The 23,095-nt window shown below is 33.7% G+C and carries 24 protein-coding genes and 5 pseudogenes; 21 read left to right on the top strand and 8 right to left on the bottom strand.

The window, feature by feature from the left end; all coding sequences use genetic code 11:
* Positions 1–69: 69 nt before the first annotated feature.
* The 4 genes and pseudogenes from ORL93_RS04615 to ORL93_RS04600 form a co-directional block, all read left to right on the top strand.
* Positions 70–450, top strand: a complete 381-nt coding sequence (locus ORL93_RS04615; protein ID WP_033796864.1) for a BA_1872 family lipoprotein — start codon at positions 70–72, stop codon at positions 448–450.
* On the top strand, positions 447–686 hold the full coding sequence (locus ORL93_RS04610) for a hypothetical protein (protein WP_176549078.1): 240 nt from the start codon (positions 447–449) through the stop codon (positions 684–686). The genes ORL93_RS04615 and ORL93_RS04610 overlap by 4 nt, the downstream gene beginning before the upstream one ends.
* A 269-nt stretch (positions 687–955) precedes the next feature.
* Positions 956–2,239 (top strand): aminopeptidase P family protein, encoded by a 1,284-nt coding sequence (locus ORL93_RS04605; RefSeq protein WP_265958704.1) that lies wholly within the window; start codon positions 956–958, stop codon positions 2,237–2,239.
* A 119-nt stretch (positions 2,240–2,358) separates the two neighbouring features.
* Positions 2,359–2,526 (top strand): annotated as a pseudogene (locus ORL93_RS04600) (multicopper oxidase family protein); the annotation flags it as partial.
* A gap of 18 nt (positions 2,527–2,544) precedes the next feature.
* Here ORL93_RS04600 and ORL93_RS04595 read toward each other — a convergent pair.
* Entirely contained in the window at positions 2,545–2,982 is a 438-nt protein-coding gene (locus ORL93_RS04595) for a hypothetical protein (RefSeq protein WP_098019201.1), read from the bottom strand.
* 90 nt (positions 2,983–3,072) lie between these two features.
* Between ORL93_RS04595 and ORL93_RS04590 the strand changes: the two genes are divergently transcribed.
* Positions 3,073–4,014 carry a helix-turn-helix transcriptional regulator gene (locus tag ORL93_RS04590; protein WP_098019199.1) on the top strand — a complete coding sequence of 314 codons (942 nt, stop codon included), beginning with the start codon at positions 3,073–3,075 and terminating at the stop codon, positions 4,012–4,014.
* A 350-nt stretch (positions 4,015–4,364) separates the two neighbouring features.
* On the opposite strand, the gene ORL93_RS04585 is transcribed toward ORL93_RS04590, so the two are convergent.
* Positions 4,365–4,952, bottom strand: a complete 588-nt coding sequence (locus ORL93_RS04585) for a hypothetical protein (RefSeq protein ID WP_018780422.1) — start codon at positions 4,950–4,952, stop codon at positions 4,365–4,367.
* Positions 4,953–5,230: 278 nt separating this feature from the next.
* Here ORL93_RS04585 and ORL93_RS04580 point away from each other — a divergent pair.
* The 3 genes and pseudogenes from ORL93_RS04580 to ORL93_RS04570 all read left to right on the top strand — a co-directional run.
* Positions 5,231–5,515, top strand: a pseudogene (locus tag ORL93_RS04580) (IS4 family transposase); the annotation flags it as partial.
* A 208-nt stretch (positions 5,516–5,723) separates the two neighbouring features.
* Complete coding sequence (locus ORL93_RS04575) at positions 5,724–5,942, top strand: hypothetical protein (protein WP_018780424.1); 219 nt, start codon at positions 5,724–5,726, stop codon at positions 5,940–5,942.
* Between the two features lie 432 nt (positions 5,943–6,374).
* On the top strand, positions 6,375–6,569 hold the full coding sequence (locus ORL93_RS04570) for a hypothetical protein (protein WP_018780426.1): 195 nt from the start codon (positions 6,375–6,377) through the stop codon (positions 6,567–6,569).
* Between the two features lie 306 nt (positions 6,570–6,875).
* Here ORL93_RS04570 and ORL93_RS04565 read toward each other — a convergent pair whose 3' ends face one another.
* The gene (locus tag ORL93_RS04565; RefSeq protein WP_265958735.1) at positions 6,876–7,142 is read right to left on the bottom strand and encodes a hypothetical protein; all 267 of its coding nucleotides are present in this window, start codon (positions 7,140–7,142) and stop codon (positions 6,876–6,878) included.
* 159 nt (positions 7,143–7,301) lie between these two features.
* On the opposite strand from ORL93_RS04565, the pseudogene ORL93_RS04560 reads away from it, so the two are divergent.
* The 3 genes and pseudogenes from ORL93_RS04560 to ORL93_RS04550 all read left to right on the top strand — a co-directional run.
* Positions 7,302–7,805 (top strand): annotated as a pseudogene (locus ORL93_RS04560) (Holliday junction resolvase RecU); the annotation flags it as partial.
* 149 nt (positions 7,806–7,954) lie between these two features.
* Positions 7,955–8,410: an RNA polymerase sigma factor sigma-70 region 4 domain-containing protein gene (locus ORL93_RS04555; protein ID WP_018780428.1), complete on the top strand. Its 456-nt coding sequence runs from the start codon at positions 7,955–7,957 to the stop codon at positions 8,408–8,410.
* A 609-nt stretch (positions 8,411–9,019) separates the two neighbouring features.
* The gene (locus ORL93_RS04550; RefSeq protein ID WP_018780430.1) at positions 9,020–9,271 is read left to right on the top strand and encodes a hypothetical protein; all 252 of its coding nucleotides are present in this window, start codon (positions 9,020–9,022) and stop codon (positions 9,269–9,271) included.
* Between the two features lie 746 nt (positions 9,272–10,017).
* On the opposite strand, the gene ORL93_RS04545 is transcribed toward ORL93_RS04550, so the two are convergent.
* Positions 10,018–10,233, bottom strand: coding sequence for a hypothetical protein (locus ORL93_RS04545; protein WP_018780432.1), 216 nt, complete (start codon positions 10,231–10,233; stop codon positions 10,018–10,020).
* 305 nt (positions 10,234–10,538) lie between these two features.
* On the opposite strand from ORL93_RS04545, the gene ORL93_RS04540 reads away from it, so the two are divergent.
* Positions 10,539–10,733 (top strand): hypothetical protein, encoded by a 195-nt coding sequence (locus ORL93_RS04540; protein WP_078212172.1) that lies wholly within the window; start codon positions 10,539–10,541, stop codon positions 10,731–10,733.
* Positions 10,734–11,279: 546 nt separating this feature from the next.
* Here ORL93_RS04540 and ORL93_RS04535 read toward each other — a convergent pair.
* From ORL93_RS04535 to ORL93_RS04525, 3 genes and pseudogenes are all read right to left on the bottom strand, one after another.
* Positions 11,280–11,864: a hypothetical protein gene (locus ORL93_RS04535; protein WP_265958703.1), complete on the bottom strand. Its 585-nt coding sequence runs from the start codon at positions 11,862–11,864 to the stop codon at positions 11,280–11,282.
* Complete coding sequence (locus ORL93_RS04530) at positions 11,851–12,657, bottom strand: hypothetical protein (protein WP_006097518.1); 807 nt, start codon at positions 12,655–12,657, stop codon at positions 11,851–11,853. The genes ORL93_RS04535 and ORL93_RS04530 overlap by 14 nt, the downstream gene beginning before the upstream one ends.
* Positions 12,658–13,322: 665 nt before the next feature.
* Positions 13,323–13,733, bottom strand: a pseudogene (locus tag ORL93_RS04525) (TGS domain-containing protein); the annotation flags it as partial.
* Positions 13,734–13,827: 94 nt separating this feature from the next.
* Here ORL93_RS04525 and ORL93_RS04520 point away from each other — a divergent pair.
* The 5 genes from ORL93_RS04520 to ORL93_RS04500 all read left to right on the top strand — a co-directional run bounded on the left by ORL93_RS04520 (position 13,828) and on the right by ORL93_RS04500 (position 18,898).
* Positions 13,828–14,886 (top strand): DUF4365 domain-containing protein, encoded by a 1,059-nt coding sequence (locus ORL93_RS04520; RefSeq protein WP_257130781.1) that lies wholly within the window; start codon positions 13,828–13,830, stop codon positions 14,884–14,886.
* 66 nt (positions 14,887–14,952) lie between these two features.
* The gene (locus tag ORL93_RS04515; protein ID WP_265958702.1) at positions 14,953–15,627 is read left to right on the top strand and encodes a hypothetical protein; all 675 of its coding nucleotides are present in this window, start codon (positions 14,953–14,955) and stop codon (positions 15,625–15,627) included.
* A gap of 401 nt (positions 15,628–16,028) precedes the next feature.
* On the top strand, positions 16,029–16,343 hold the full coding sequence (locus tag ORL93_RS04510; RefSeq protein ID WP_040119563.1) for a DUF3895 domain-containing protein: 315 nt from the start codon (positions 16,029–16,031) through the stop codon (positions 16,341–16,343).
* 1,217 nt (positions 16,344–17,560) lie between these two features.
* Complete coding sequence (locus tag ORL93_RS04505) at positions 17,561–18,244, top strand: GntR family transcriptional regulator (RefSeq protein ID WP_098161675.1); 684 nt, start codon at positions 17,561–17,563, stop codon at positions 18,242–18,244.
* A gap of 21 nt (positions 18,245–18,265) precedes the next feature.
* Entirely contained in the window at positions 18,266–18,898 is a 633-nt protein-coding gene (locus ORL93_RS04500; protein WP_265958701.1) for a sterol desaturase family protein, read from the top strand.
* Between the two features lie 126 nt (positions 18,899–19,024).
* On the opposite strand, the gene ORL93_RS04495 is transcribed toward ORL93_RS04500, so the two are convergent.
* A complete protein-coding gene (locus ORL93_RS04495) occupies positions 19,025–19,465 on the bottom strand; it encodes a hypothetical protein (RefSeq protein WP_265958700.1) in 441 nt (146 codons plus the stop codon).
* A gap of 98 nt (positions 19,466–19,563) precedes the next feature.
* Between ORL93_RS04495 and ORL93_RS04490 the strand changes: the two genes are divergently transcribed.
* From ORL93_RS04490 to ORL93_RS04475, 4 genes and pseudogenes are all read left to right on the top strand, one after another.
* A complete protein-coding gene (locus ORL93_RS04490) occupies positions 19,564–20,160 on the top strand; it encodes a helix-turn-helix domain-containing protein (protein ID WP_265958699.1) in 597 nt (198 codons plus the stop codon).
* Positions 20,100–21,041, top strand: coding sequence for an IS3 family transposase (locus ORL93_RS04485; RefSeq protein WP_323055266.1), 942 nt, complete (start codon positions 20,100–20,102; stop codon positions 21,039–21,041). The genes ORL93_RS04490 and ORL93_RS04485 overlap by 61 nt, the downstream gene beginning before the upstream one ends.
* Before the next feature lie 312 nt (positions 21,042–21,353).
* A complete protein-coding gene (locus ORL93_RS04480; RefSeq protein ID WP_231382350.1) occupies positions 21,354–22,010 on the top strand; it encodes a DUF5105 domain-containing protein in 657 nt (218 codons plus the stop codon).
* Between the two features lie 381 nt (positions 22,011–22,391).
* Positions 22,392–23,087: pseudogene (locus ORL93_RS04475) on the top strand (peptide ABC transporter permease); the annotation flags it as partial.
* Positions 23,088–23,095 lie beyond the last annotated feature (8 nt).

The following is a 23,095-nucleotide window of genomic DNA, read 5'->3' as shown; positions in this document are numbered from 1 at the left end:
TCAAAAAATGATAAAATAGTTACCGCAATGGTAAAATTTTATCATGATAAAAAAGAAAGGGGAATCTCTATGAAATTGCTACGTTCATTTCTCATTCTCACTCTTGTTGTATTGTTAAGCGCATGCAATACAGTAACAAAAGTCACAAAGGTTCAAAAAAATGGCGAAACGACTTTAAAAATTGGCTCCCTGCAAGGGTATCACGATGTGCAAACGATTAAAGCTGAAAAAGGAAATGTGGAAATTCCTTATGAGGCAGCCGTTGAAGAAGGTACGATTTTATTGCAAGTCACAAAAGACGATAAGGTCATTTATGAAGAAGAAGTCACTTCTCAAAAAGAAGGTTTGCTTTCTTTTGAAGCGCCAAAATCCGGATCATATGATTTAATTGTACGCGTGAAGGGTGAAGAAGAGAAAGCGAAAGGAATTCAAATACATACGAAGCTATGAAAAATCGGCAAGCGGAGTGTACTCGCTTGCCGTTTCCATTTCCAGTTGGTTCTGGCACAACACATGCTCATCAATTTACTCAGTTATTGTATATTGTTTGGCGGAATCGTATTTGCTATTTCTTTATTTTTGGGCTGAGATTGAACCGTTTCTTTTTTACTAGTTGTGTTTCTACATTGTTAGAACAACCTGTAATTATAAATAAAGAAGTAATTGCTAATCCTGTTGCTACATAATATTTTACGTTTTTAGACTCCTTTCCTATATGTACGAGATTTCAAGTATATGGAATAAATGTCAAGAAATTATAGAGTGATATGCATGATTTCGAGTGAAAAGGAATCGTTGGGGAATCTGTATCTCGCTTAAACTGGCAGTAGGACGCTCACTGATTAATGTTTTACTTTCTACACGATAATTATTAATTGACGAAAAATTATAACAATAATAAAATGAATTACATTGGATAATTTGTTTTGATACATAGAATTCAAGGGGGATTATTATGAAGCCAACATTTTTTGCCCAAAATAGAGAACGATTAACGAGAACATTGCCAGATGAATCGATTACTATTTTATTTGCCGGACAGGCACCACATATGTCAGCTGATGCACACTATAAATTTGTGCCGAATCGAAATTTTTACTATTTAACGGGAATCGATGAGCCAAATGTTATTTTTATTTTAAAAAAGTTTGGAGATAGTGTAGAAGAAACTCTTTTCATTGAAAAACCAGATCCAGTGCTTGAAAAATGGGTTGGTAAAACCGTTTCGAAAGAAGAAGCAGAAAATATTTCTGGTATTAAGAAGGTTGTATATATAGAAAGTTTTGAAGTAACAATTGCGAATACACTTTTCGCAGAAAATGTGAAACATGTGTATTTAGATTTAGAACGTCGTAATTGGAAAGGTACTGAGACGAAGGCGCTAGCATTTGCGAAGCACGTAAGAGAACAGTATCCTCATCTTTCAATTGGGAATGTCTATCCGAACATTTGTGAATTACGAGTGTTCAAAACAGATGAAGAAATAAAAAAAATAAAAGAAGCAATTGAGGTTACTCAAGAGGGTATTTATAATGTGCTGAAACAAGCGAAAGCAGGCATAATGGAATATGAATTAGAAGCGCATTTTGATTTCACATTAAAATCGTCTGGTATTAAATATCATGCATTCGATACAATTTTGGCGAGTGGTAAAAATGCTACTGTGCTGCATTATGAAGATAATGATGCAAAAGTGCAACAAGGTGATTTAGTACTGCTCGATTTAGGTGCTCAAAAAGACTACTACAATGCTGATATTAGTTACACATTCCCAGCTAGTGGAACATTCTCTAATCGCCAAAAACAAATATATAATATTGTATTAAAGGCATTAAAAGAAACAACTGAACTTATAAAGCCAGGATTAAAATTCGCTGCATTAAATGAACATACAAAAAAAGTACTGGCAGAAGAGTGTAAAGAAATTGGTTTAATTCAAGAAGATGAGGAACTATCTAAATATTATTATCATGGTGTGAGCCATTTCCTCGGTTTAGATACTCATGATGTAGGAACATACAAAGATAGAGTATTAGAAGAAGGTATGGTCATTACAATAGAACCAGGTTTGTATCTTGAAGAAGAATCAATTGGAATTCGTATTGAAGATGATATTCTTGTCACAAAGGACGGGTATGAAAACTTGTCAAAAGATATCATTAGAACGGTTGAAGAGATTGAAGAGTTTATGAGAGAAAATAATGAAAACGTTAAGGAAAGACAAGTTGTTACAAAATAGTAAATGTAAAAGACGCTCAATTTTTGGGCGTCTTTTTATTTTGTTCATTTGGCATCTCCATATTTTCTGGAAAATCGTCTTATATAATAATCTTGAAAAAGAAAAAGGAGGAATTTTCCATGAAGAGATTTGTATTAATAGCAGTTACAGTCTCCGTAATATCTTTAATTGCTGCATGTTCTGTGATCACAAATACAACAAATGATTATAAAAATATGAATGATAAAAAAACAGCACAGACTGAAACGGCTACAAAACCATTGAAAGTTGTAAAAGGACCAGAAGTAGGCTTTTTTGTATACGCTTTATTTTGCACATTCACAATCATCTAAATAATATACAACAAATATTTCCCGGTCTTCATCTATTTCTGATGCACATCTTTTTAATGGCTTTCCCTGTAGAGAAGGATTAAAAATTAAAAGATGAGGTAGTAAGTCAGAAGTACTTTCCTTCTCAAGAAAATGAAGCACCTCTCTTTGTGATGGATCATCTTCATATTTTCGGTATTCAACAAATCTAAAGTTGTATTTCTTTGATTGAGTTAGGTAAGTTTTTTCTTCCTCCAACTTTTTAAGTTTAATTCTCACAACGTTATCAACCCAAGAGCCTATATTCTCGTAAACTACACCTTTACTCACAATGTAATCGGCTATTAATCTCGCAGATATCTCTTCGTTTTTTAAGTCTTTACGTGAAAATAAAACTTCTTTTGCTTCAGTAATATATTCGATGGTATTCATTTTTCCATCAGCCTCCTTCACTAACTTTAAAATTAGCTTATACTTATAAATAAGACAGATTTTGTCATATTTTTGGAAAAAGGTGATTAAATGTCTAAAACTAAACGTATTATTAGAATCATGTTGGCATTAAACAATAATAATTCCATTACTGCGAAGGAACTTGCTAAATACGAAGGAGTCTCAGAGAGAACAATCCTCCGAGATATACAGGAGTTAAGTGAAATTTACTTTCCGGTTTATTCAGAAAGAGGTAGAAATGGAGGATTTAGTACACTTAAAAATAAAATGATCCCTCCTATTTGGTTTAGTGAGGATGAAATAATAGCTTTATTTTTTGCGATAGATGCCATTCAATATGTTGGCTCCACACCTTTTTCTTCTTCGTATGAAGTAATTTTAAATAAACTATTCAATATGATTCCTCAGGAAACTTCCGATGTAATTGAGAATACTAGAGACAAAGTCTTGATGTGGCAACCAAATATTAAAGTAGATGAAAGGACGCTAAGAAACCTTTATGATGCATCTGTAGAAGAGAAAACTGTAAGTATCTTATATGAAACAGAAGATGAAATATACAGGGAAATAGAACCTATGGGCCTATACGTATATAACGGATACTGGTACTGTCCCTCTTACTGTAGAATGAGAAGAGACATAAGGCTTTTCAGAGTAGATCGAATAAAAAAAACGATTATCAATTCTAACTCTCATTCCAGAAATATCCATTTGAACGTTAAAGAATGGTTGTATTCTGAGTATGAATCTAATCCCATAAAGCTCGAAGTGAATTTAAACAAAGAGGGAAAAAGAAAAGCTGAGAGCATGTCATGGTTAAGAGATAATATGGAATACAATTCAGATGGAACCGCAAAAATAACAAAAAATATTACCCCTTCAGAAGAGTGGTTTTATGTTGACCTACTTTGGAGTATTGGACATGAGGCGGAAATAATAGAACCTTATTCTATAAAAAATAAGCTTATTGAAAGGGCTAAATCAATCATAACGAAATATAATAACTTGTAGCTTAATTTGCATTTAATTTTATACTAATAGAAATGATTGCTACATTAGGTGATTGTTCATTTATTCAACTAAAGGGTAAGATTGTGGCATAATATAGATTAAAAATAATCAAACTTTATTTCAAGTCTACAATGGATGATGTTCTTATTAGCAATGAATTGTAGTTATCTTCTAAAGTCTATTAAAACGCCATACCCCCCTACTCTTGGCCTAGAAAGTAGGGGGGAAAGGATTTGTCGTTTTTTCTTAAAGCACTACACTACATTAAAAAATAGTTGTAGACTGAAATAGAGTTCAATATACACCACCTTCATTTTGAAGTTGAAGGTGGTGTATATACGATTAAATATCTATTTCAAAGGGGTTAATTTTTCTTCTTGGTTTGTTACTTCAATAGAAATAGGAGGAAGTTTCTTATCCCCAATTACAACATACAAATTCCATTTACCGTTCTCAGGAAATTTCATACTTATTGCTTGATGTGAAATAAGCTTTATATTGTTTTTTTTAACAAAATGGCTTAGTGGTAGTAAGGATAAGTTAGTTTTTTCATAGAAAGAGTGGATAGATTGATCATAGTGGCTCATATGCTTTATGTCTGCAATTTGAATTTCTTGTTTTGTATTTGGATGAATAGCGGTAATTTTAAGTGGTTCATTAGCTATTTGTTTCTCAGTTCCCCATAGAAACCAATCATATGTTTCACCTTTATTTACAACTATAGGTTTCTTAATAAAACCTATCTGGTTTTCGATACCATACAAATCATAAATCCAATGTATACCTTGTTCATGTTCTCTAACTTCAAAAGATGATACATTTTTATTCTCATGTACAGCCTCAGTTGTTCCATTCCATCCAATGATACCTGTAACAAAGATCCCTATGCTAACACAACCTATAACAATATATGATTTGTATTTAGCCAGTAAGACCACCTCTTTCTAATTATGGTTATATTTTACAAAATAGGTGTGTATTTATTGTGAATTTAAAATCAATTATTCATATAATTTCTGTTCTTAGAACTGTCTTATTTCTCGTTTGAAAATCACATATTAGCTATTTAGTCTAATACTTTATATTATTTTTTATAGGTGGAAGCCAGTGTAACAATTTATAGTCTACAACTATTTTTGTGTAGAGTAACAATCTTTAGGAGATGAAAAGTTGTTATAGCATATAGTTGGAGTCTAATACATTTTTTAAAACTAACATGTGCTCCTCTACTATGTTTAAAATGCGCCAACTTCTTTTGCAAAAGAAGAAAAGAGAATTAAGCGAATATAAAGCGATAGGAATGAACCAAGATTATCTATATCTCTTGTATCAAGCTATACAGAAAGACACCCAAGAAATAACAAAGATTCTAATCCGTCTATTCCACCTACTACAGAAAAATGGGCGGAAATCTCATCGATATGAGAAGAAAACAGTCTTTGATATTATGGGTGTTGTCTATGAGTATAGTGGACTTAGAAAACAGAAGAAAGCTGCATAATTTTTAAAAATGATACCTATCTAGGTTTATTTAGCATGCTCATTTTTAATGAATAAAAAGTGTTTTAAGAGTGTTGTAGTTTATTTGAACGAAAGTTCATTTTGTTTCCGTTCTTAAGTTGATGGGCATGGGATGCCCCCCTTACGAAGCGGCAACGAAACCAGCACGTAAATATAAGAAGAAACAGATCAGCTAAGGGGGAACAGCCATGACAGTTAAAGAGAAAGCCAGATTAAGAGGTTTCTGGACACATAAACAAACTGGGCAGCATATCGCTGTAACGCGTGTGACGATGTATAGCGAGGTTCATGCGAGGAAAGTGGATTCGCTAGGTCATGAAGTGGGACCAAAGGAAATTATGTTGCTAAGAGATTCAAAGGAAGACTATGTGAAGGGCATGAGGTTATTTCACTTGCGAAAAATGTAAAAATATAACAAAGTGATACAAAAAAGCGAGAGATTAGGATGGGGGAATTAAACCAAAGCGTTATTTTACAGAAAAAGAACAGCTAGCAAAAGCTAACTGCTGTACTTAATTTATGGCTGATTCCAAAAAAGTGACATACCAACAAAATATAAAGTTATTAAAAGGAAAATTGCTATGAAAATAATTAAAGGAATCTTTATCCATAAATTTTTCATCAGTAGACCCCCTTTATTAAGAATATTAACATCTATCTAAAATTTGAACAAAATAGTTATTTAAATGCCAAAACCCTAACGGGGGAGTTAGGGTTTTGGATAAATATTATACATCATGATTAATTAGTCAGATGAATCGACATTAGAAATAACATCATATATTTTATAATATATTAATATACAAATGTTAAGAAAATGTGAAAAAGGAAGTTGAAAAGTGAACCGAAAGGAATATGCCGTTTATAAAGGTGAATCGCTCATATGTATCGGTACCATAAAGGAATGCGCTCAACATATGGGCGTGCTTCCTAAGACGATTCACTTCTATAAGACACCAGCATATCAAAGAAGATTGTCAGAAAGAAAGAATCCTAGGAATTACTTAACTGTTACGGAACTTGAGGAAGATTAGTATAAAAATTTCATTTTGTTTTAAAACAAAAACCCTAGCTCTGTACATACAGTGCTAGGGAGAAGGTATAACAGCTCACTTTATTTGTTCTTTTTTATTCTAACGTAATATTACGTTAGAAGCATCAGGTAAATGTAACCAATTGTATAACAAAGCAGCTAGCAAAAGCTAACTGCTCAGCCCTTAGGGGAAAGGGAGAAAGAGATTAGGGAACTACAGATTTGGATTATAGCTGTTTATCAGCCTACTTACAGTATGGACGGGATTTTGAGATTTATTCAGGGGGAGATACTTAAGGAATGCTTTTTAACTTAATGCATATCCAACAACCAAAGTAAGCGTTAAAAACACAGATAATAAAAATGTTAGTAGAACTGTTACTATGCTTCTAAGCATTGCTATCCAATTATTCATCTTAGAGAATCCTATAATGCCAGCAAAAAAGGTTCCTATTGTAAAAACTAGTAAAAAAAATAAAGGGTGGACATGTATTAAATTCATAAAAGATTTAAACATTTCAGGCGAAACTTCAAAATACAAGCGGAATAAACCGATGCAAATTAATGAACAAATAAAGGACTATAGATTGATGTTATGTTTCATGTTTTCTCCTTCGTTGGCAAAGTAATTTTCATTTAATTTTAATGGAAAATATAAGAAAAAGATACTAGATATGAATTTGAATAAAGTTTTTAACAAAATAATCCTTTTAGAAGAAAGTGAGGAATAACAATGGGCTTAGGAAACCGAGGAATGGCATTTGAGATGCTTATCAATCTATTGAATGAAATGTACCAACGTGAGGGAGTAGCGCTTATAAACAAGCGTCCGACTCCTGTGAAGGTGTTGAAAAGTAAAGGTGGACGGGTGTTAAACGGATTCTATGAATCTAAAAGTACAGTGGATTATGACGGTGTTTATAAAGGACGAGCTGTTGCATTTGAAGCGAAATCAACACAAAGTCTTACAAGATTTGATTTAAGTAACATCGCACAGCACCAATTAGATTATTTGGAGAAAGCGGAGAAGATGGGAGCGGTGTGTTTCTTCCTTATAGAATTCAGTAAGGATCAGACAGTATTCCTTGTATCATCTTCAGTAATTCAATCTTATGTAAAGATGTCGCATCAGCCAAATGGGAAGAAGTCTATACCAAGAGCAGATTTCGATATTTATGGATACTTAGTGGATCAGACGGAAAGAGCGCCAGTTGATTACTTACGATATGTTGATGAATTAGCGGTTTAAATGGATAACGGAACCATGACTAACAGTGTGGTGGGGGCTGTATTGTAGTTATCGTTCCCTTATTCAGAAAATAAGTATTAAAATTTCACATACCTTATGTGATTGTAAAAACTAAAATTGAAATAGGGGGATTTAACATGACAGGCATTTACCAAGACTTAGGCGAAGAAATCGAAATGATGAAGATTCAATTGAAAGATTTGGAGATTGAGCATAAATATCTGTTGAAAAACATGGAAATGAATGCTCCTAAGTTTAATGGAGTGACGGATTATCGTGCGGAACGTGTTACTGGGGGACAAGTGCCTTTAGCATTAGATGAGATTGCAGGTCGTCATGATCGCATTATGGAGAAGTCACAGTACTTACAACAGCGTATTGCGGATAAACAGTCGGTGATGGGAGAATTGCGTTTTGTTATGAGTAAGAAGAAGGGGTTAGAGCAACAAATTGTATATATGCGTGATGTATTAGGGTTAACATTGAAAGAGATTGCTAGTGAGACAGGATATAGCTACCAACACATTAGACGAGTAAGTAGTAACATGAAGAAGTGCTACAATCATGCTACAAACGTGCAACACTGCTCTTGATTAATCACTGATATACTATTAGTAGTGAGAGGTGCACACGACCACCGTCTTGCGTCATGCCGTTTCATGTTTTCTACATTTGAAAATGGAATGGGGTGGTTCGCATGATTGAATGAATCGCACATTTCAAAAACTGTAGTACAAGAACAAAATCTTCGTCGATTTGAACGGCATTACACTTTTATCGATTACTCACGAATTTTCGATAAGCAGAGAGCTTCCGCTCTTTGTTTGAGCCAATACAGTGGTTATCCCCTCCGCCTAAATGTGTTGGTTCACGCAAGGCGTCGGAAGAAATGATACGTCTTGATATAGGTTAAAGGACCTTTATAAGAAAGGACCCATACCTCTCGAAGTTTACGGACTATAAACGAGAAGACTTTCGTTCTTCTCCCAGTCACTGACACGATATAGTATTGATGCGGTGACTTGGAGAAGATTGAGAGTAATCTTGACCTTGAATTGATTCATTTTCGAAATTCTCCTTTCGTGAATGTTTCTCCCATCCCTTTGGAAAGCTGTCACTTCGGTGATAGGTTCTTGTTTAGTTGAATAAAAGGATAATTATAGTTTTTGTTGAATAAATAGATTGGGAAAGGTGGAGAAATTATGCAATATGTAGAAATGTTGAAAGAATTAGCGATTGGAGGAATATATACCGAAAAACAAATTTCTAATTTGTTATGCAATAATAGAAAAGAATTAACTATTTTATGCGATTCTGTATCAAAATTCGGTGAATCTGAAACAGAAAGATTTCAAGTGATGGGTAAATATGAAATATACGTTCATAGAAATGAAGGTTACTCTTATCATGCACCATCAAGAAAGACAATGGTTTATGTTATAGAAAAGATTTAAAAGCATCCATAACGGTTGCTTTTTTCTTTGTTATATAGAAATTACACAATAAACGTAATTGAAGAATGATTTAGGTATAACACGAATTGATAAATCATAAAGTGATAAAGAACGGACCTCAACATGTTACCCCATATATTTCACGAGAGAGCACTTACTGGGGTAGTGCTCTCTTTCGTTTGCACATAAGGAAGTTCTTGGCATACAATATTAGGTCAACATAAATACACCATTACTCGCATAAAGAGCTCTATAAATAGGGATAGAGCTCTTTTATTTGCACCTTTTGAGATGGACAAGCATATATTATAGTGTGGGACAACCTCTCTCAGGTCCTATTCAATACTCATTGAAAACTCCTACACATTTGGGCATCTACTGATGTGGATGCTCTCTTTTTATGCACGATTCGAATAGTACAAGCATATACTGCTTGTACCTCATTAACTTTAGTAACATTAACTTTCGTTAATAGGGATTCTCATAATCCTTTAAAGGGCGCTCGCGGAAACGGGTGCTCTTTTTATTTTGGACAAATGGACATTTGAATGGATGGATAATAATGTGGAAACTGAAACATTGGTTGATTAAAGTATTGGCAGGTAAAGATTCTGTTATGTTGAATATGGACGTTAGCGGAGAAATGGAAATAAATAATAAACCCGATAACAGAATGCTTATTAAACACAATACATTTAGAAATATATAAAAGAGGTGCAACTGTAGATGAGTTACACCACTTTTGTTTATTTTGTTTCATTTCCGCTAAATCCACCATCTTCTGATCTGACGCGCATGTTTTCTTTGTTACAACCTACAAATTTTCCGCATGAAGGACAATTTACTGTATTACCTGCTAGCATACTAGTATCAAGTGAATTCATGTCACCGAAGAAGATAGGAGATGGAAACCAAGTTTTGCAATTAGTACATTGGATTTCTAGAGTTTTTACTTTAGACATGTATTTCACCTCCTTCAAAAATACATACTTCGACTTTTGGTGACATAAATCCTGCTAGAATGTGGGGGGATTTAAAAGAGGTAATGAGATGTATATAACAATAACTATCTTAGGCGCTGCCGTGATCGGTACAGCGTCTTATTTGTTGTTAAGGGATGATAAGGGTGAACTAGATTTACAATTTGAAGATTAAATACGAATATTATTACTCTAAAATGCAGAATATAGACTAGTAAACAAGCCGTTTTTAACTTTTAATCATAGAATATGATGAATTCTATTATTAAGAGGAGGTAATCATATTTATGGGATGCAATGGTAATTTCAGACATTTCCGTGATTGTAATAGATTTTGGGATGATTTAATGTTTTGCAGACGCAGACATAGAGATTTTGATGACTGTCGTTGTAGACGTGACCGTGATTGCGATTGTGATGAATGTCGTCGCAGACGTAACCATCATCATGACTGTGATCGTGATAATCGTCGGGATTGGTAAAGTCCTTTGAATGAGTGCGCTTCTTCACAGCACTCTTTTTTTGTTTATGGGTTTTCTGAATTAATACTCATTAAATATGAAAAATCTAGTTGCAATTCGATTTAAGGCATAACAAAACAAACGAAAATAGAGATAGTTAACAAGGTGAAGTTTATGTAGGAAATAACGGTGTTTGGGTGCTGAAAATAGTGTAAAATCAGCAATGTATAAAGGGTACGGAAGGGTAACTTTCTCGAAAGTGGAACAAACGTTGATATGACGGCATATTTCCCAGAAATCTAGTTTACATAACCTTTATTATACCAGTGAAACCCCTTCAGTTTAAAGGTGAAGGGGTTTCTTGTAGAATTATATATAGATACACTTACTATTTGGCCCAGTACCAGCGTTGCTGTAACCAGGGACAAAGTAATTTGATTTGTAAAAGAACGAACGTTTTTGATTAAACTTAATTTTAAAGGTAAACTTTTTTCGTTTTTGAAATATGATTTTATCTTACCTTGGTGGCGATGGGGCATGGCCGACAAAATGATTATACGAACCAACCTAATTGTCCCTAGGTGTTGAAAAGTATTGCAGGATACCCTGTACAACCTTGCTTTGAATGTCACTATGATGTTGAAAGTGCACCAATTCATAGGACCAGAAGTGACATACTGTAGTATCTCCATTCTCTATCCATGGCTGTGTTTCTATGTGGTTTCCAGTCACATCTATTTGTTCAGATGTGTTAGTCTCAAAAATTGCGTACTTTAACCACCAATAGTAAAGCTTTTTCTTTAACTCTATAGATGTGTAAGGTTCGGGTAGAGTGAATACACCTACGTTTACAGTAGGTCCTAAAGTCGGATAATTAGTATGGTAAAACTGTACGTTTACAAACACAACTTTAAGGTGTTGCTCTGCAACCTTAACATACACTCTGCACATGAACTGGGGAAAGAACGTGTTAAACTGTTCCGTCGTTTGGGTTATACTTTTGCTGGTTTCGGAGCCAAGAGTGTTTCCAAACAAAGGCATCAAATTAAGCTTTGATAGTTGTGTGTCAACATCCCGTAGGATTAATATACTATTAGAATACATCTCTCTTACATTCTGAATAGACATCTTTAAAATCTCATTTGCATTCATGTGCATCTCCTCCATATTTCCAGTCTAGTGGTTCATGTGTTTGTAAGGAACTCCAATCAAGGGCGTTGTTAGAGTGGGTAACATATGCCCAGGTGCTAAATGTTACCGATTGAAGAGGAGTAGGCTGTGTAAAACAAACAAGCTCCTTCTTTTCTAGATATTGTCTTAAAATGTCCAGTATCCTTCTATCTTTGTTGATCATAGTGGAAGAATTCTGATGGATTGCGCTATAAAATTCTTTCCACGGCAACCAGTATAAATGATGTTTTTGGCCAGCATTAGATATTTGAATGCTGGAAGAACTTTGGTTTAACTCTTCAACTGGCAGGGCTGTATCATTAGTTAGGTAGAGTAAGATGGTTCCAGCTATTTCAGAAGGGTTAATAGAAAACGTCCTGTAAAACTCTTGTGTATGTATGTCTTCATATTCTCTAGCCAATTGGTCACGTTGTTGTACAGTTCTTTCCTCAATGGCTACAGTCTTATCTTCTTCGCTGGATTTCTTAGAGAAATACTTAGCTTCTATACAGACGACATACAGGGTTTCGGCAGCTGTCTTTAATAACACAATGACATCTGGTTCACTTAGCGGAAGCCGCGGCCAGAAATAGAATCGAGCATCCTGAAACTCCTCATTAAGCTGAGGATGCTGTCCCTCTGTGTTCATAGCTTTTTGTAAAACAGCTACAAGAAAAGCAGGGGAGGATAGAAACTGTAAAGAGCCGATTACCGAGGAGGTAAGTAAATCCTCACTGGTACTAGAGAACTTTGCATTAATCTCTGCCTGTAACATGAAAAACCTCCTTTTAGGAGTAATGTGTTGTTATAAATGAAAATTAAGGCTGTTTACTTGCATCAACCTTACCCTGGAGTTGTCCCCTCACCATCAACTTAAAGTAGTTAAGTACTCCGTATAGTTCAGATAAAACCCCTATCTACATACAGGTGATAAACCTTATTATATCAACGTTTTAACATGTGTATCAATCAACATTTTACAGCGAACCATCGATCGTGTTTTTGTATTTTCTCTAAACATACTTAAAGACCTGGATTTAAAATAAAGTTACGATGTTTCTATAATCTTTTAATAATAAATTAGTTGAAAATAAAATACTACATACTATACGCGAAAGAGTATAAAACAGAAAAATTATGTATAAAGGGTTGATTGGTTTTGGAGGAGGAAGAAGCTCATAGCGGGAGGCGTATCCGCAGATGCGTAGCATCGAGGACCTAAGAAAATAAGAATAATTAACTAAACAAGCGATTATAGATTAAATAAAATAATCAGCTATCTAGACAAACGGGTGAGTTATTCACTAATATATATCCTTAAAAATTTATTTTAGACTATAGGAAAAAATGGTAGACTGTTAAAAAATAGTTGTAGAATAATAAAGGTGTTTTCCATATGTGAAAACACCTTTTGCTAACATATATTCCGCTATCAGAAGTTTATCTTTTTAACTCTTTATAAATTTCAAGTTGAGCTTTAGAGCTATTAGCGAAATTTAACCAATCATTCCTCACATTACTTTTATTATCAGTAACCAAAAGTTCTACAATATCTAGATGTGAAACATTTGTTGTTATTGATTTTGTTACCCCATTAATTTTAGCACCTGACATATGCTTAGCCGTCTCATGATTTAGTGCAAAAGCAAAGTCAATTACAGTAGCGCCTTGTGGCAGATGAATAGGATCTAATTTAGGTGTAAATACAACGATGGTGTCTTGAAATAATTCAAATGATACTAAATCATAAAATTCGAGAGCGTCTTGAGTGACTAAATCATTAGTTATAATAAACTGGTCCATCAACTTATAAATAATATCTTGCATGTCCTTATCAGTTATACTTTTTGTGGGCAATTATTCGGAATTTTATGTATGCTGAATTAGATTATGGAGATTACACTTGATATAATTATATAAATAAACAAATAACAGAGGTGTGGAAATGGCAAAGTTGTCTAGTGCAAAATTAGAAAGGATAGCTGTCGAAGCAATTACTGCGTTTGCGAATAAACCAGATGCCTTTCTCAGATCGAATATTCCAGTAGGAGATAAAGGAATATCATTTGATGGTGATATTGAGGTTTTTAAAGATGATTCAGAATCTGTAGGTTCATTGCTTGGCAAAGTGCCAGTACAAGTAAAAGGAACGGAAGTAAAAGAATTTACGAGGGGAATTCGAACGTTTTCAATTGGTTTGGATCATTACCGAAATTACTATAATAGTCAGGGTGTAGTGTTTTTTGTGGTCGAAATAAAAAGAAATGGAGACTCAGAGATTTTCTACAAACAACTACTACCTACTGAAATCAACGAAGTTCTTAAAAAATATGGGGAAGAAAAAGAACAAAAAGAAAGACGCATTGAACTGAGAGCTCTTAGTGAAACGGATTTAACTAGTGTATGTACCAAGTTCTTGGCTGAATCAAAGAAACAACCAATCATTCTTATTGAAAAAAGTCCCTTTAGTCGTGAGGATTATCATACATTTGAATTAACGAGCTTAACTTATAACCCTACAAAAACATCTACAAGAAATATATTCGAGCATGATTTTACTATGTATGGTGTTCATGGTGAATTATCCGTTCCACTTAATCAAGGTCGAATAGAGGCGGTTTTACTTGAAATACAGGAAACGGTGACGATAGATGGATGTTTATATGAATTACAAGTAAATGTAGCGGAAGAGGAAAAGAAAGTCGTCCTGTTAATTGAAAATTCTTTGGAATTTTCATATGAAAAAGGAAGTACAAAGTTCAATTTCAAAATTATAAAGCTGCACTCTTTGGCTAGTCAGCTTAAAGTATTACCGTTGCTTTTACATATTTTTTCTGGAAAAATCATCTCATTCGAAGAGTTAAAGTTAACGTTTGATATTGGGGCTATGAGTAAACGTGAAGAAATTTATGGAGCCATTGTGAAACTGCATACTACGTTCCTAACTTTGAAGGAAGTCTTTCAACAATTAGAGATAAATGAAGAAACTGTATTTGGAGATTAAGATACAGATATTGGTAGATTTGTTGATCAAATCGAGGCGTTTAATAAGATGATACTTGAGGATGATATGAGTAATTATAAAATAGATGAACTGCATGAAGCTAAGTTTGTAGTATTTAATATTGGCTCAATCAAAAAAATTTTATTCTACAATCCATCATCAACGCCAAAATTAATAAATGCTTTTTCAGAAGAGTTGTTAAACGGGCGAACTCATATTATCAATGAAGATGTTCAATTATGCTATACTCCCTATGTATTATTAAATTCGTCAGGAATGGCATATGGGGTGAATGTAAAGAAAAAAGTAATTAAAGAGTCGTTTAACCGCATTAATCCATATGAAACCCCAGAACTAGCAAACTGTACAAATCATTTTTGTTTGATGTGCATGACTGTATTCGATCTTACAGAAGATGCGGAATGGCTCCATTTAGCAGAACATTTGTATAGCAAATATTCAGGGGAGCACTTAACAGATGCTATTGTTTTCATTAATCAACTTCAAATCAAATTACGAAGAGAAAGGGTTATTACAGAAGCAGAAATGAGGCAACTATTTAAATTTAAACAAAGAAATACAGAAAATCTAGAAATGCAGTTTTGTGCCAACGTATTGTTGGGAAGTGCACGTGAAGCGAAATTATTATTCGAACAATTTGAAACGGCGGATCAGGAGCGTTATAAGGAGTTACCAATTTACAAACTCTTTAATGATATGAGTGCTACAGTACCTGTATAGTATCTATACTATACTACATCTCACAATGTGTAGCAGGTGTGAAATAGAGTAATTGAAATAGGATACATAAACATTTCTGATCTAGAAATTGTTCATGTATCCTATTTTTTATGTTATTTTAATGAGTTCAAATTATATATAACGTAAGAAATCTCTTTCTAAAAAAGTATCCATATTCTTGTCTTTCTACAATAATAAAGAAATAGGGTAATGGAAAACTTCTGCCAGCGCTGTCCATCCTTTTATAATGAACTCTTCAATAGATGCCAGAACGTATATTTGGTATAATCAAAACATGCTACTAGAAGCTTAATAGTATGGAAATTAAGCTTTGCAAGTATTAATAGAATAAGCGAACAATTTATACTTTGCAAAGTCATTGTTAGAAAGGAATAGATGAGATGAATCAAATTTCATTTGAAGATTTATTTGATGAGAATGTAGTGGAGGCGACCGAGATAGAAATACCTTTATCTTCACTGCAGAAAGATATCTTGGAATTGCTCAATTCTGAAGAAATAAGTGCAATGAAGCTATGTGAAAAATTAATACTATCAGGAAAAATACCTAATGAAAGATTCACAACCGATAAGCCTAAAGCTTACGGACAAGTATGCTTAATTCTTGAAGGTTTTGTTACTGAAGGAAAGCTTACTTTTATAAAAAATGATGAGAAAAGAGATAGATTATATAAAATGAAAGAAGAAGTTTCTTAATGCTTCAAAAGCGTATAATACCCAGATTAAATACGCTTAAAATAACGTGTTTTTCTATTTAAGTGGGAAGATTTCTGTCATTTTTTATGACACAATTATACCAACATTATACGCAATTGACAGAATTATACCCACTTACTCTACGATCTATATTATGCTTTACGCAGTCTAAGACTCCTTTTGCTTTCAAAATAAATAGACAGGAGAATAGAATGGGATATCAATATGAAATATTTATGTTTTGGTATGTAGGTTTTATTTTCTGGGTGTTACTATTAATTTCTTTAATAACTTTTATTGTCGCTATAAAACGAGAATCTTGGATAATGACACTTGTCAGCCTCATTTTAATAATTCCTAATGTTATATTCATGCTAATAGAATAGATAAGTTGGAATTAATTATATATCTAGCTTTAATTTTACCTATCTTACAAATTTTAATGGTAGTTAAATTTATAAAAAAGGCATGGGTTTAACATGAAAAGTTAAAAAAGTTAGAGAGGGAATTTTCAGTCATAGAAGCAGCTTGATTATGCGTATCTGCATTTCGAATTTAAAGTTAATTTTAAGGATAGTCCTAGATCTTTAAATTTTATTGAAAATATCGTGTATTTGTTGATTTGAAATAAAGTTCAACCGTTTTGAAATTATCAATGCCTAAAACGTAAAAAGTCATAAAAAATAAAGGGTGATACATATTATACATATTAGTCATGTATAATATGTATCACCCTTGTAATTCTTGTTCCACAATCGCGCCCTTTAATGGAATAACTAAAACATGGTCTCAATCTTTAAATTCAATTAATTCTTCTTTCACTATAGCACCCGTTACTTTAAGTATAATTCTTCACATACTTTAAAATATAAAAGGTTGATCATCTATTTTGAACAGATATTCTAACATTCATTCTTATAAATTATGTAGTTGCTAAAACTAATAATTTTCATAAGGTTGAATAAAAACCTCATTTACTTTATGATACGGTTCTCCGTTGTATATCTAAATGAGTTTTTTTCTCTTTTATAAATATCCTAACAACGCATTTAAGCAATCATTTTCCATCCTACTAAGTAGTTTACGGGCTTGTTCGATAATTCTATTTATAAAAATCCGCTCCTTTTTTATTGACAGAAAATTCAAATTCATTATATAATTTTTGGTATTACCAATGTCTTTAACATGTATTACCATAAAATAAAGGGGACGATGGCTTGAAAGAAAAGGAACGCTCCTCAGATAAAATTGAGAATGAATTAATTAGATCCATATTGGCTGGTGTTTATTCTGTAGGAAGTACTTTACCGCCGGAAAGAGAGCTTGCGAAAGAATTTGGTGTTGGTCGCCCAACTATTCGGGAGGCGCTTCAACGTTTAGGAAGGAGTGGATGGATAACAGGAAGAAAAGGAATGCCAGCGCGTATTAGTGATTATTGGAGCAATGGGAATCTAACGACACTTATTAATATTGTTGAGAATCATCATACCATTACAGATGAATTTATTATGTACTTATTAGAATTTAGAAGTTCGTTGACTCCGACTTATATTCGTGATGCTGTTACGTTTAATCAACCTAAAGTGGTTGCTCTCCTTGCCAATCTTGAGCAGCTTGAAGATAGTGCAGAAAGCTATGCAGCATTTGATTGGGATTTGCAAAAAAGGTGTGCTGGGCTTGCGGCCAATCCGATCTTTCTACTCATTTTAAATAGCTTCGATTCCATTTATGTAGATATGGGGAAAAGATATTTTTCTGTAAAAGATCATCGTGGGTTGTCCTTCAACTATTACCACGACTTATTAAAAGCTGCATTAAAGGGAGATGCAATTGAAGCGGAAAGATTGTGTAAGACAACAATGGAGAAAAGCTTGGCTCTCTGGAAAGATAGAAAAAAATAAAGAAAGCTGGAGGCGTAATAAATGAAACTAAAATATTTTAAAGAATATTTTTCCTACCCTGATATATTGATCATGAGCTGTTTTTTCCTCATTAGCTTTGGATTTATGATTCTACATTTAATCTCTATCGGAATTTGGGGTGCTTTTATTTTGGGAATGATTATGTATTCCGTAGCTGAGTACGCTACTCACAGGTTTATTTTTCATCTAAAGCCACCAAAGAATGCATTTTTATTAAAAATGCTTAAGCGCCTACATTATGACCACCATACAAATCCGAATGAATTACATTTATTATTTTTACCCTTATGGTATAGTGTACCCAACATTGCAATTGCAGGAGCAATTTTTTATTTTCTTTCATCCAGCTTTGTCATGACAAACGCATTTATTGCAGGTATTATGCTCTTTTTATTATTTTATGAGTGGAAGCATTATATCGCGCATCGCCCCCTTCAACCAATATCACCATGGGGGCGATGGATGAAAAAGGTTCATTTATGGCATCACTTCAAAAATGAAAATTACTGGTATGGTGTTACGAACCCAGCCTATGATTTTCTCATGGGCACCTTTAAAGACCAAAAGGATGTTGCCCATAGTAAAACTGCTAAAAATCTAGAAAAACGTGGTGACCAGAAAATAGAATTATAAAAAATAATCCATTGTCATCATCCTGGAAATGTCGAATGAATTTTGCAGCTTCGACATTTCTCAGGGAGTGACAGGCATTTTTTCCTATTGAGTAGTAAGCATGGTAATAGATTGCATAAGACTCGTTTAAAAGTTTTTCTTACCGAAAAATGCATCCGCTTTGTTCTGTATTTCTCTTAGCATTGCGTCATTTTCACGAAGTGTTTCGTGGATTCTATCTACAATCTGCATCACGTTTGCCCCAGTGATTTCTTTAGCGACTCGTTCCAGAAGAATCTTTGTATCAACAGAAAATCTCCGCGTAAAGCTATGGCACCTGCCAATGTTATTGCGGAGAAACTCGGAATATTCAGGCGTGAAAGCACGACGAATACAGCCCCTCATCCCTGCATAACCATAGGAAATCTCCGATGCGGCCCGATAAAACAAAATCATCCCGTCAGCACGGCTTGATTCAGGGTGCAACCTGAGTTCCGTAATATACGAAACTAAGCGCTTCACCACTACTGTCCCTTGCTCAGTCGCTTCCCACCATTCTAATAAACGCTGTTGTTTCTCTTCAGTCATCCATGTATAACTTGTTCAACAAACCTTTATAATCTTTTTTTACTTCCCCAAAATAATTAAAAAACTGCTTTAGGGCATAACAGTATGTTTTTAGTGTATTGCTGCTTTTTTCTGTTGATCCTGGTACGATTAGAGATTGGAAGAGAAGATATGAAATGAATGGTGAAGACGGTTTAACAGAAGCGACTTCTTGGAAGTCTTATTCAAAAGAGCTAAAGTTAGCAGCGGTCAATGATTATCTATCAGGACACTATTCGTTAAGCAAGGTTATCCAAAAATACAATATATCCAGTACTGCGGTTTTGGGAAAATGGATTAAAAAGTATAATAGTCATAGAGAATTAAATGATACTGGTAAAGGAATGAAAAACTCTATGACAAGTAGAAGAAAAACAACATTAGAAGAACGAATTCAAATTGTAAATTACTGTCTACAACATCAGAAAAACTATCAACTCGCAGCCAAAAGCTATGAAGTTTCTTATCAACAGGTATATCAATGGGTCAAGAAGTTTGAAGCACATGGTGAAAAAGCACTACAAGACAAACGCGGTCGAAAGAAAGAGGAATATGAATTAACAGATGAAGAAAAGTTTAAGCTGGAAATGAAACGATTAGAGCGAGAAAATGAACGATTACGTGCAGAAAATGCTTTTTTAAAAAAGTTAGAGGAACTCGAAAGGAGGCGTCGTTAACAAGCATTCGTCTACAAAATAAATATAAAGCAATTCAAGATTTACATGCGAACGAAAATCTGCCAGTGATCCTTTTATGTGAAATTGCCGGTGTATCTCGTGCCGCTTATTACAAATGGCTACAACGTACGCCAACAGCTAGAGAGTTAGAAAATGAAGCAATTCTTCAAGATATTCAAGCTATTTATGAACAAGTAGGAGGCATTTATGGGTATCGAAGAATGAAATTAAATATTAATAGAAGATACCATAAAAAGTTTAACCATAAACGCATTTATCGCTTAATGCACATCGCTGGATTACAGTCCGTTATTCGTCGGAAAAGAAAACGCTATGTTCCCTCGTCAGCGCAATATGTCGCTGAAAATCGCCTCAATCGTGAATTTACTGCAAGCAAGCCTAATGAAAAATGGGTAACAGATGTCACAGAGTTCAAATTAAGAAACGGAAGAAAAACATATTTAAGCGCCATTTTAGATCTTTATGATGGCTCTATTATTAGCTATGTATTGGGTCATTCAAACAATAATAAATTGGTATTTCAAACATTGGACCAAGCTATCACTATATTAAAAGAGAATGAAAAACCATTGATTCATAGTGATCGAGGGTATCAATATACGTCACATGGGTTTAAGAGAAAAATAGAAAAAGCAAACATGATTCATAGCATGTCCCGTGTAGGAAAATGTATAGATAATGGACCAATGGAATCGTTTTGGGGAACATTGAAATGTGAAAAATATTACCTACATAAATATGAAACATTTGAAGCGTTACAACAAGCAATAGATGATTATATCCAGTTTTACAATAACGAACGTTACCAAGAAAGATTAAACGGCTTAAGCCCATTGGAATACAGGGTTCAAGCCGCTTAAAGTATTTTTATTATTTCCACTGTCTACTTGACAGGGAGCTGTTCAAGATTAATCAAGATGGTTTCTTTTTGTGTATTGCATAGGGATTTAGTAGGGTCATTTTAATTAAACTTTATCCCAGTGCTATAGATAACGGCGCACCTTGAAATAAAATAGGGTGTGATGTTTAGTGGTTTTTACATTTTAATAATTGTATATAAATAAAATATGCTATAGAGCACCGAGATATAATGGTATGATATTACTGTAATTCATAATTTATACAGAAAAGGATAGGGATAGAATATGCTATATTCCAAAAAGTTAGTAGGTATGAGTTTGATAGTATCACTTACGATAGGTGGGCTAAGTGCTTGTAATACATATGTAGATTCATCGAAAGTAAAACAAGGAAGTGTATCTAAAAAGAGTGATAATGCAAATAGACCAGCTGAAGCTCTAACAGCTTACATGAATGCGGGCTTCTATGATAAAGACATAGACAAAATGAGTAAATTAACAGGTGAAGATGGAAAACAATTTAATGAAGCGATGGCGGAAAAGGTTAGAAAAGCAATCCTATATAATTATGAAGGCGTATCTAGTATTACAGAAGAATCAGTAGATAACTATTTTAAAAATTTTAAAGAAGCAATACGGCAAAAGGTGAAATTTGAAACGAATGTTGTATATATAGACGGAGAAGGTAAAACTGCAGGAGTGGAAATAAAATCAAAGCCAATATTGATATCAAGTTTGAGAACAAAAGTTGAAGATGAGCAAAAAAGAATATTAAGTGAAAACCCATCAATATCTAACCCAAAATTAATAAAGCAACTACATGATTATTCATCTTCAATATTACTTGAAGCAGATATATCTTCTACGGAAGAATCAGTAAGGGTTGATATGTATAATAAAGGTGACGATAAGTGGCATATAAATGGAGAGGATATAACGAAACTTCCAAGGATTTTATACAAACCATAATATATTATTAAACTCTTTATAAAAAAGATACTATTAATTCGATATACAGGTTTACTCAAACGATTTTCGAATTTTCTGTATTGTAAAAGGTAAGAATTTTTCTTGGAGCGAAGTTATGCAGAAACAACATATTGTGGGAACTATTGTAGGTTTGAAACAAAGTTTGATTAAAAACACCTCACAAACCCGTATTGTACGATAATAAAAAGAATCCATTTTGAAAAAAAGTTTGATCATTATCTAATCCTTATTCAACAGCACAGACAGCTTTCGCTAAATAAAACAATGTCCAGAGAACAGTATTTGAAATTCACGATATAACATGTTGGTAAGTTATATCCCTTAATATGGGATGTAAGGTTTGATGAGGGGAAACTCAAAATAGGTTTCCTTCTTGGTATATATAGTAAACGTTCTTTTCCGGTTATTTTTTCATTTTTTGATCCATTTAGTATTGTTCCGATGATCATGATTTCTTATTTTATGTTAAAGGAAGTTTTAGTCTTTCAAAGTGGAACAGTCCCTGCTCCGTTTACAATGCGAGTTCTGTTTCAAATTAGTATTCTCACATGCTTGGCTGTGCCGACTGTCATGCTGTATACGGCGCAAGAAGTCCAGCGTGTAAAAAGAGAAGAGTTTATGATGGCAACAACGGTACTTGGAGGAAGTAACTGGAATCAATTATGTCGACAAGTTTGGCCACATCTGTTGCCATCTTTTTTCTTACTGGTTGCGCAGCAATTTGTTAGTATGTTATTGCTACTTTTACATCTTGGTTTACTCCATTTGTTTTTTGGAGGAACTATATCATATAGCGGTGATACAGATAGTGTGACGAAGGAGTGGACAGGACTGATTGGACAAAATTCCCGTCATTTGACCACACATACTTGGATCGTTCTTGTACCGATTTTTTTCTATAGCCTGACAATTTTGGCAGGAAATTTTATAAGTAATAGTCTACAAGGGGCGATTGGAATAGGAAATCTGAGGAGAAGGAAAGTAGGAGAGAAAGTTGAGAAACAGGCGAAAAGTGAAAGAGAAGATTTTTCCTTCCATCAAGAAGTATCTAAATAAAAAAGATA

It is taken from the genome of Bacillus sp. DHT2, assembly GCF_026241455.1.
GTDB lineage: Bacteria > Bacillota > Bacilli > Bacillales > Bacillaceae_G > Bacillus_A > Bacillus_A pseudomycoides.
Note: the sequence above shows the minus strand (reverse complement) of the source record. Positions and strands in the feature narration are given on the sequence as shown.

What these genes read in the sequence shown, in the direction of transcription:
- ORL93_RS04575 (WP_018780424.1), top strand. Translation starts at nt 5,724, where the DNA reads ATGACAGTTAAAGAGAAAGCCAGATTAAGAGGTTTCTGGACACATAAA.
- ORL93_RS04520 (WP_257130781.1), top strand. Translation starts at nt 13,828, where the DNA reads ATGGCAAAGTTGTCTAGTGCAAAATTAGAAAGGATAGCTGTCGAAGCA.
- ORL93_RS04480 (WP_231382350.1), top strand. Translation starts at nt 21,354, where the DNA reads ATGAGTTTGATAGTATCACTTACGATAGGTGGGCTAAGTGCTTGTAAT.
- ORL93_RS04510 (WP_040119563.1), top strand. Translation starts at nt 16,029, where the DNA reads ATGAATCAAATTTCATTTGAAGATTTATTTGATGAGAATGTAGTGGAG.
- ORL93_RS04555 (WP_018780428.1), top strand. Translation starts at nt 7,955, where the DNA reads ATGACAGGCATTTACCAAGACTTAGGCGAAGAAATCGAAATGATGAAG.
- ORL93_RS04530 (WP_006097518.1), bottom strand. Translation starts at nt 12,657, where the DNA reads ATGTTACAGGCAGAGATTAATGCAAAGTTCTCTAGTACCAGTGAGGAT.
- ORL93_RS04500 (WP_265958701.1), top strand. Translation starts at nt 18,266, where the DNA reads ATGAAACTAAAATATTTTAAAGAATATTTTTCCTACCCTGATATATTG.
- ORL93_RS04540 (WP_078212172.1), top strand. Translation starts at nt 10,539, where the DNA reads ATGGGATGCAATGGTAATTTCAGACATTTCCGTGATTGTAATAGATTT.
- ORL93_RS04615 (WP_033796864.1), top strand. Translation starts at nt 70, where the DNA reads ATGAAATTGCTACGTTCATTTCTCATTCTCACTCTTGTTGTATTGTTA.
- ORL93_RS04550 (WP_018780430.1), top strand. Translation starts at nt 9,020, where the DNA reads ATGCAATATGTAGAAATGTTGAAAGAATTAGCGATTGGAGGAATATAT.
- ORL93_RS04595 (WP_098019201.1), bottom strand. Translation starts at nt 2,982, where the DNA reads ATGAATACCATCGAATATATTACTGAAGCAAAAGAAGTTTTATTTTCA.
- ORL93_RS04590 (WP_098019199.1), top strand. Translation starts at nt 3,073, where the DNA reads ATGTCTAAAACTAAACGTATTATTAGAATCATGTTGGCATTAAACAAT.
- ORL93_RS04605 (WP_265958704.1), top strand. Translation starts at nt 956, where the DNA reads ATGAAGCCAACATTTTTTGCCCAAAATAGAGAACGATTAACGAGAACA.
- ORL93_RS04495 (WP_265958700.1), bottom strand. Translation starts at nt 19,465, where the DNA reads ATGACTGAAGAGAAACAACAGCGTTTATTAGAATGGTGGGAAGCGACT.
- ORL93_RS04535 (WP_265958703.1), bottom strand. Translation starts at nt 11,864, where the DNA reads ATGAATGCAAATGAGATTTTAAAGATGTCTATTCAGAATGTAAGAGAG.
- ORL93_RS04515 (WP_265958702.1), top strand. Translation starts at nt 14,953, where the DNA reads ATGAGTAATTATAAAATAGATGAACTGCATGAAGCTAAGTTTGTAGTA.
- ORL93_RS04545 (WP_018780432.1), bottom strand. Translation starts at nt 10,233, where the DNA reads ATGTCTAAAGTAAAAACTCTAGAAATCCAATGTACTAATTGCAAAACT.
- ORL93_RS04610 (WP_176549078.1), top strand. Translation starts at nt 447, where the DNA reads ATGAAAAATCGGCAAGCGGAGTGTACTCGCTTGCCGTTTCCATTTCCA.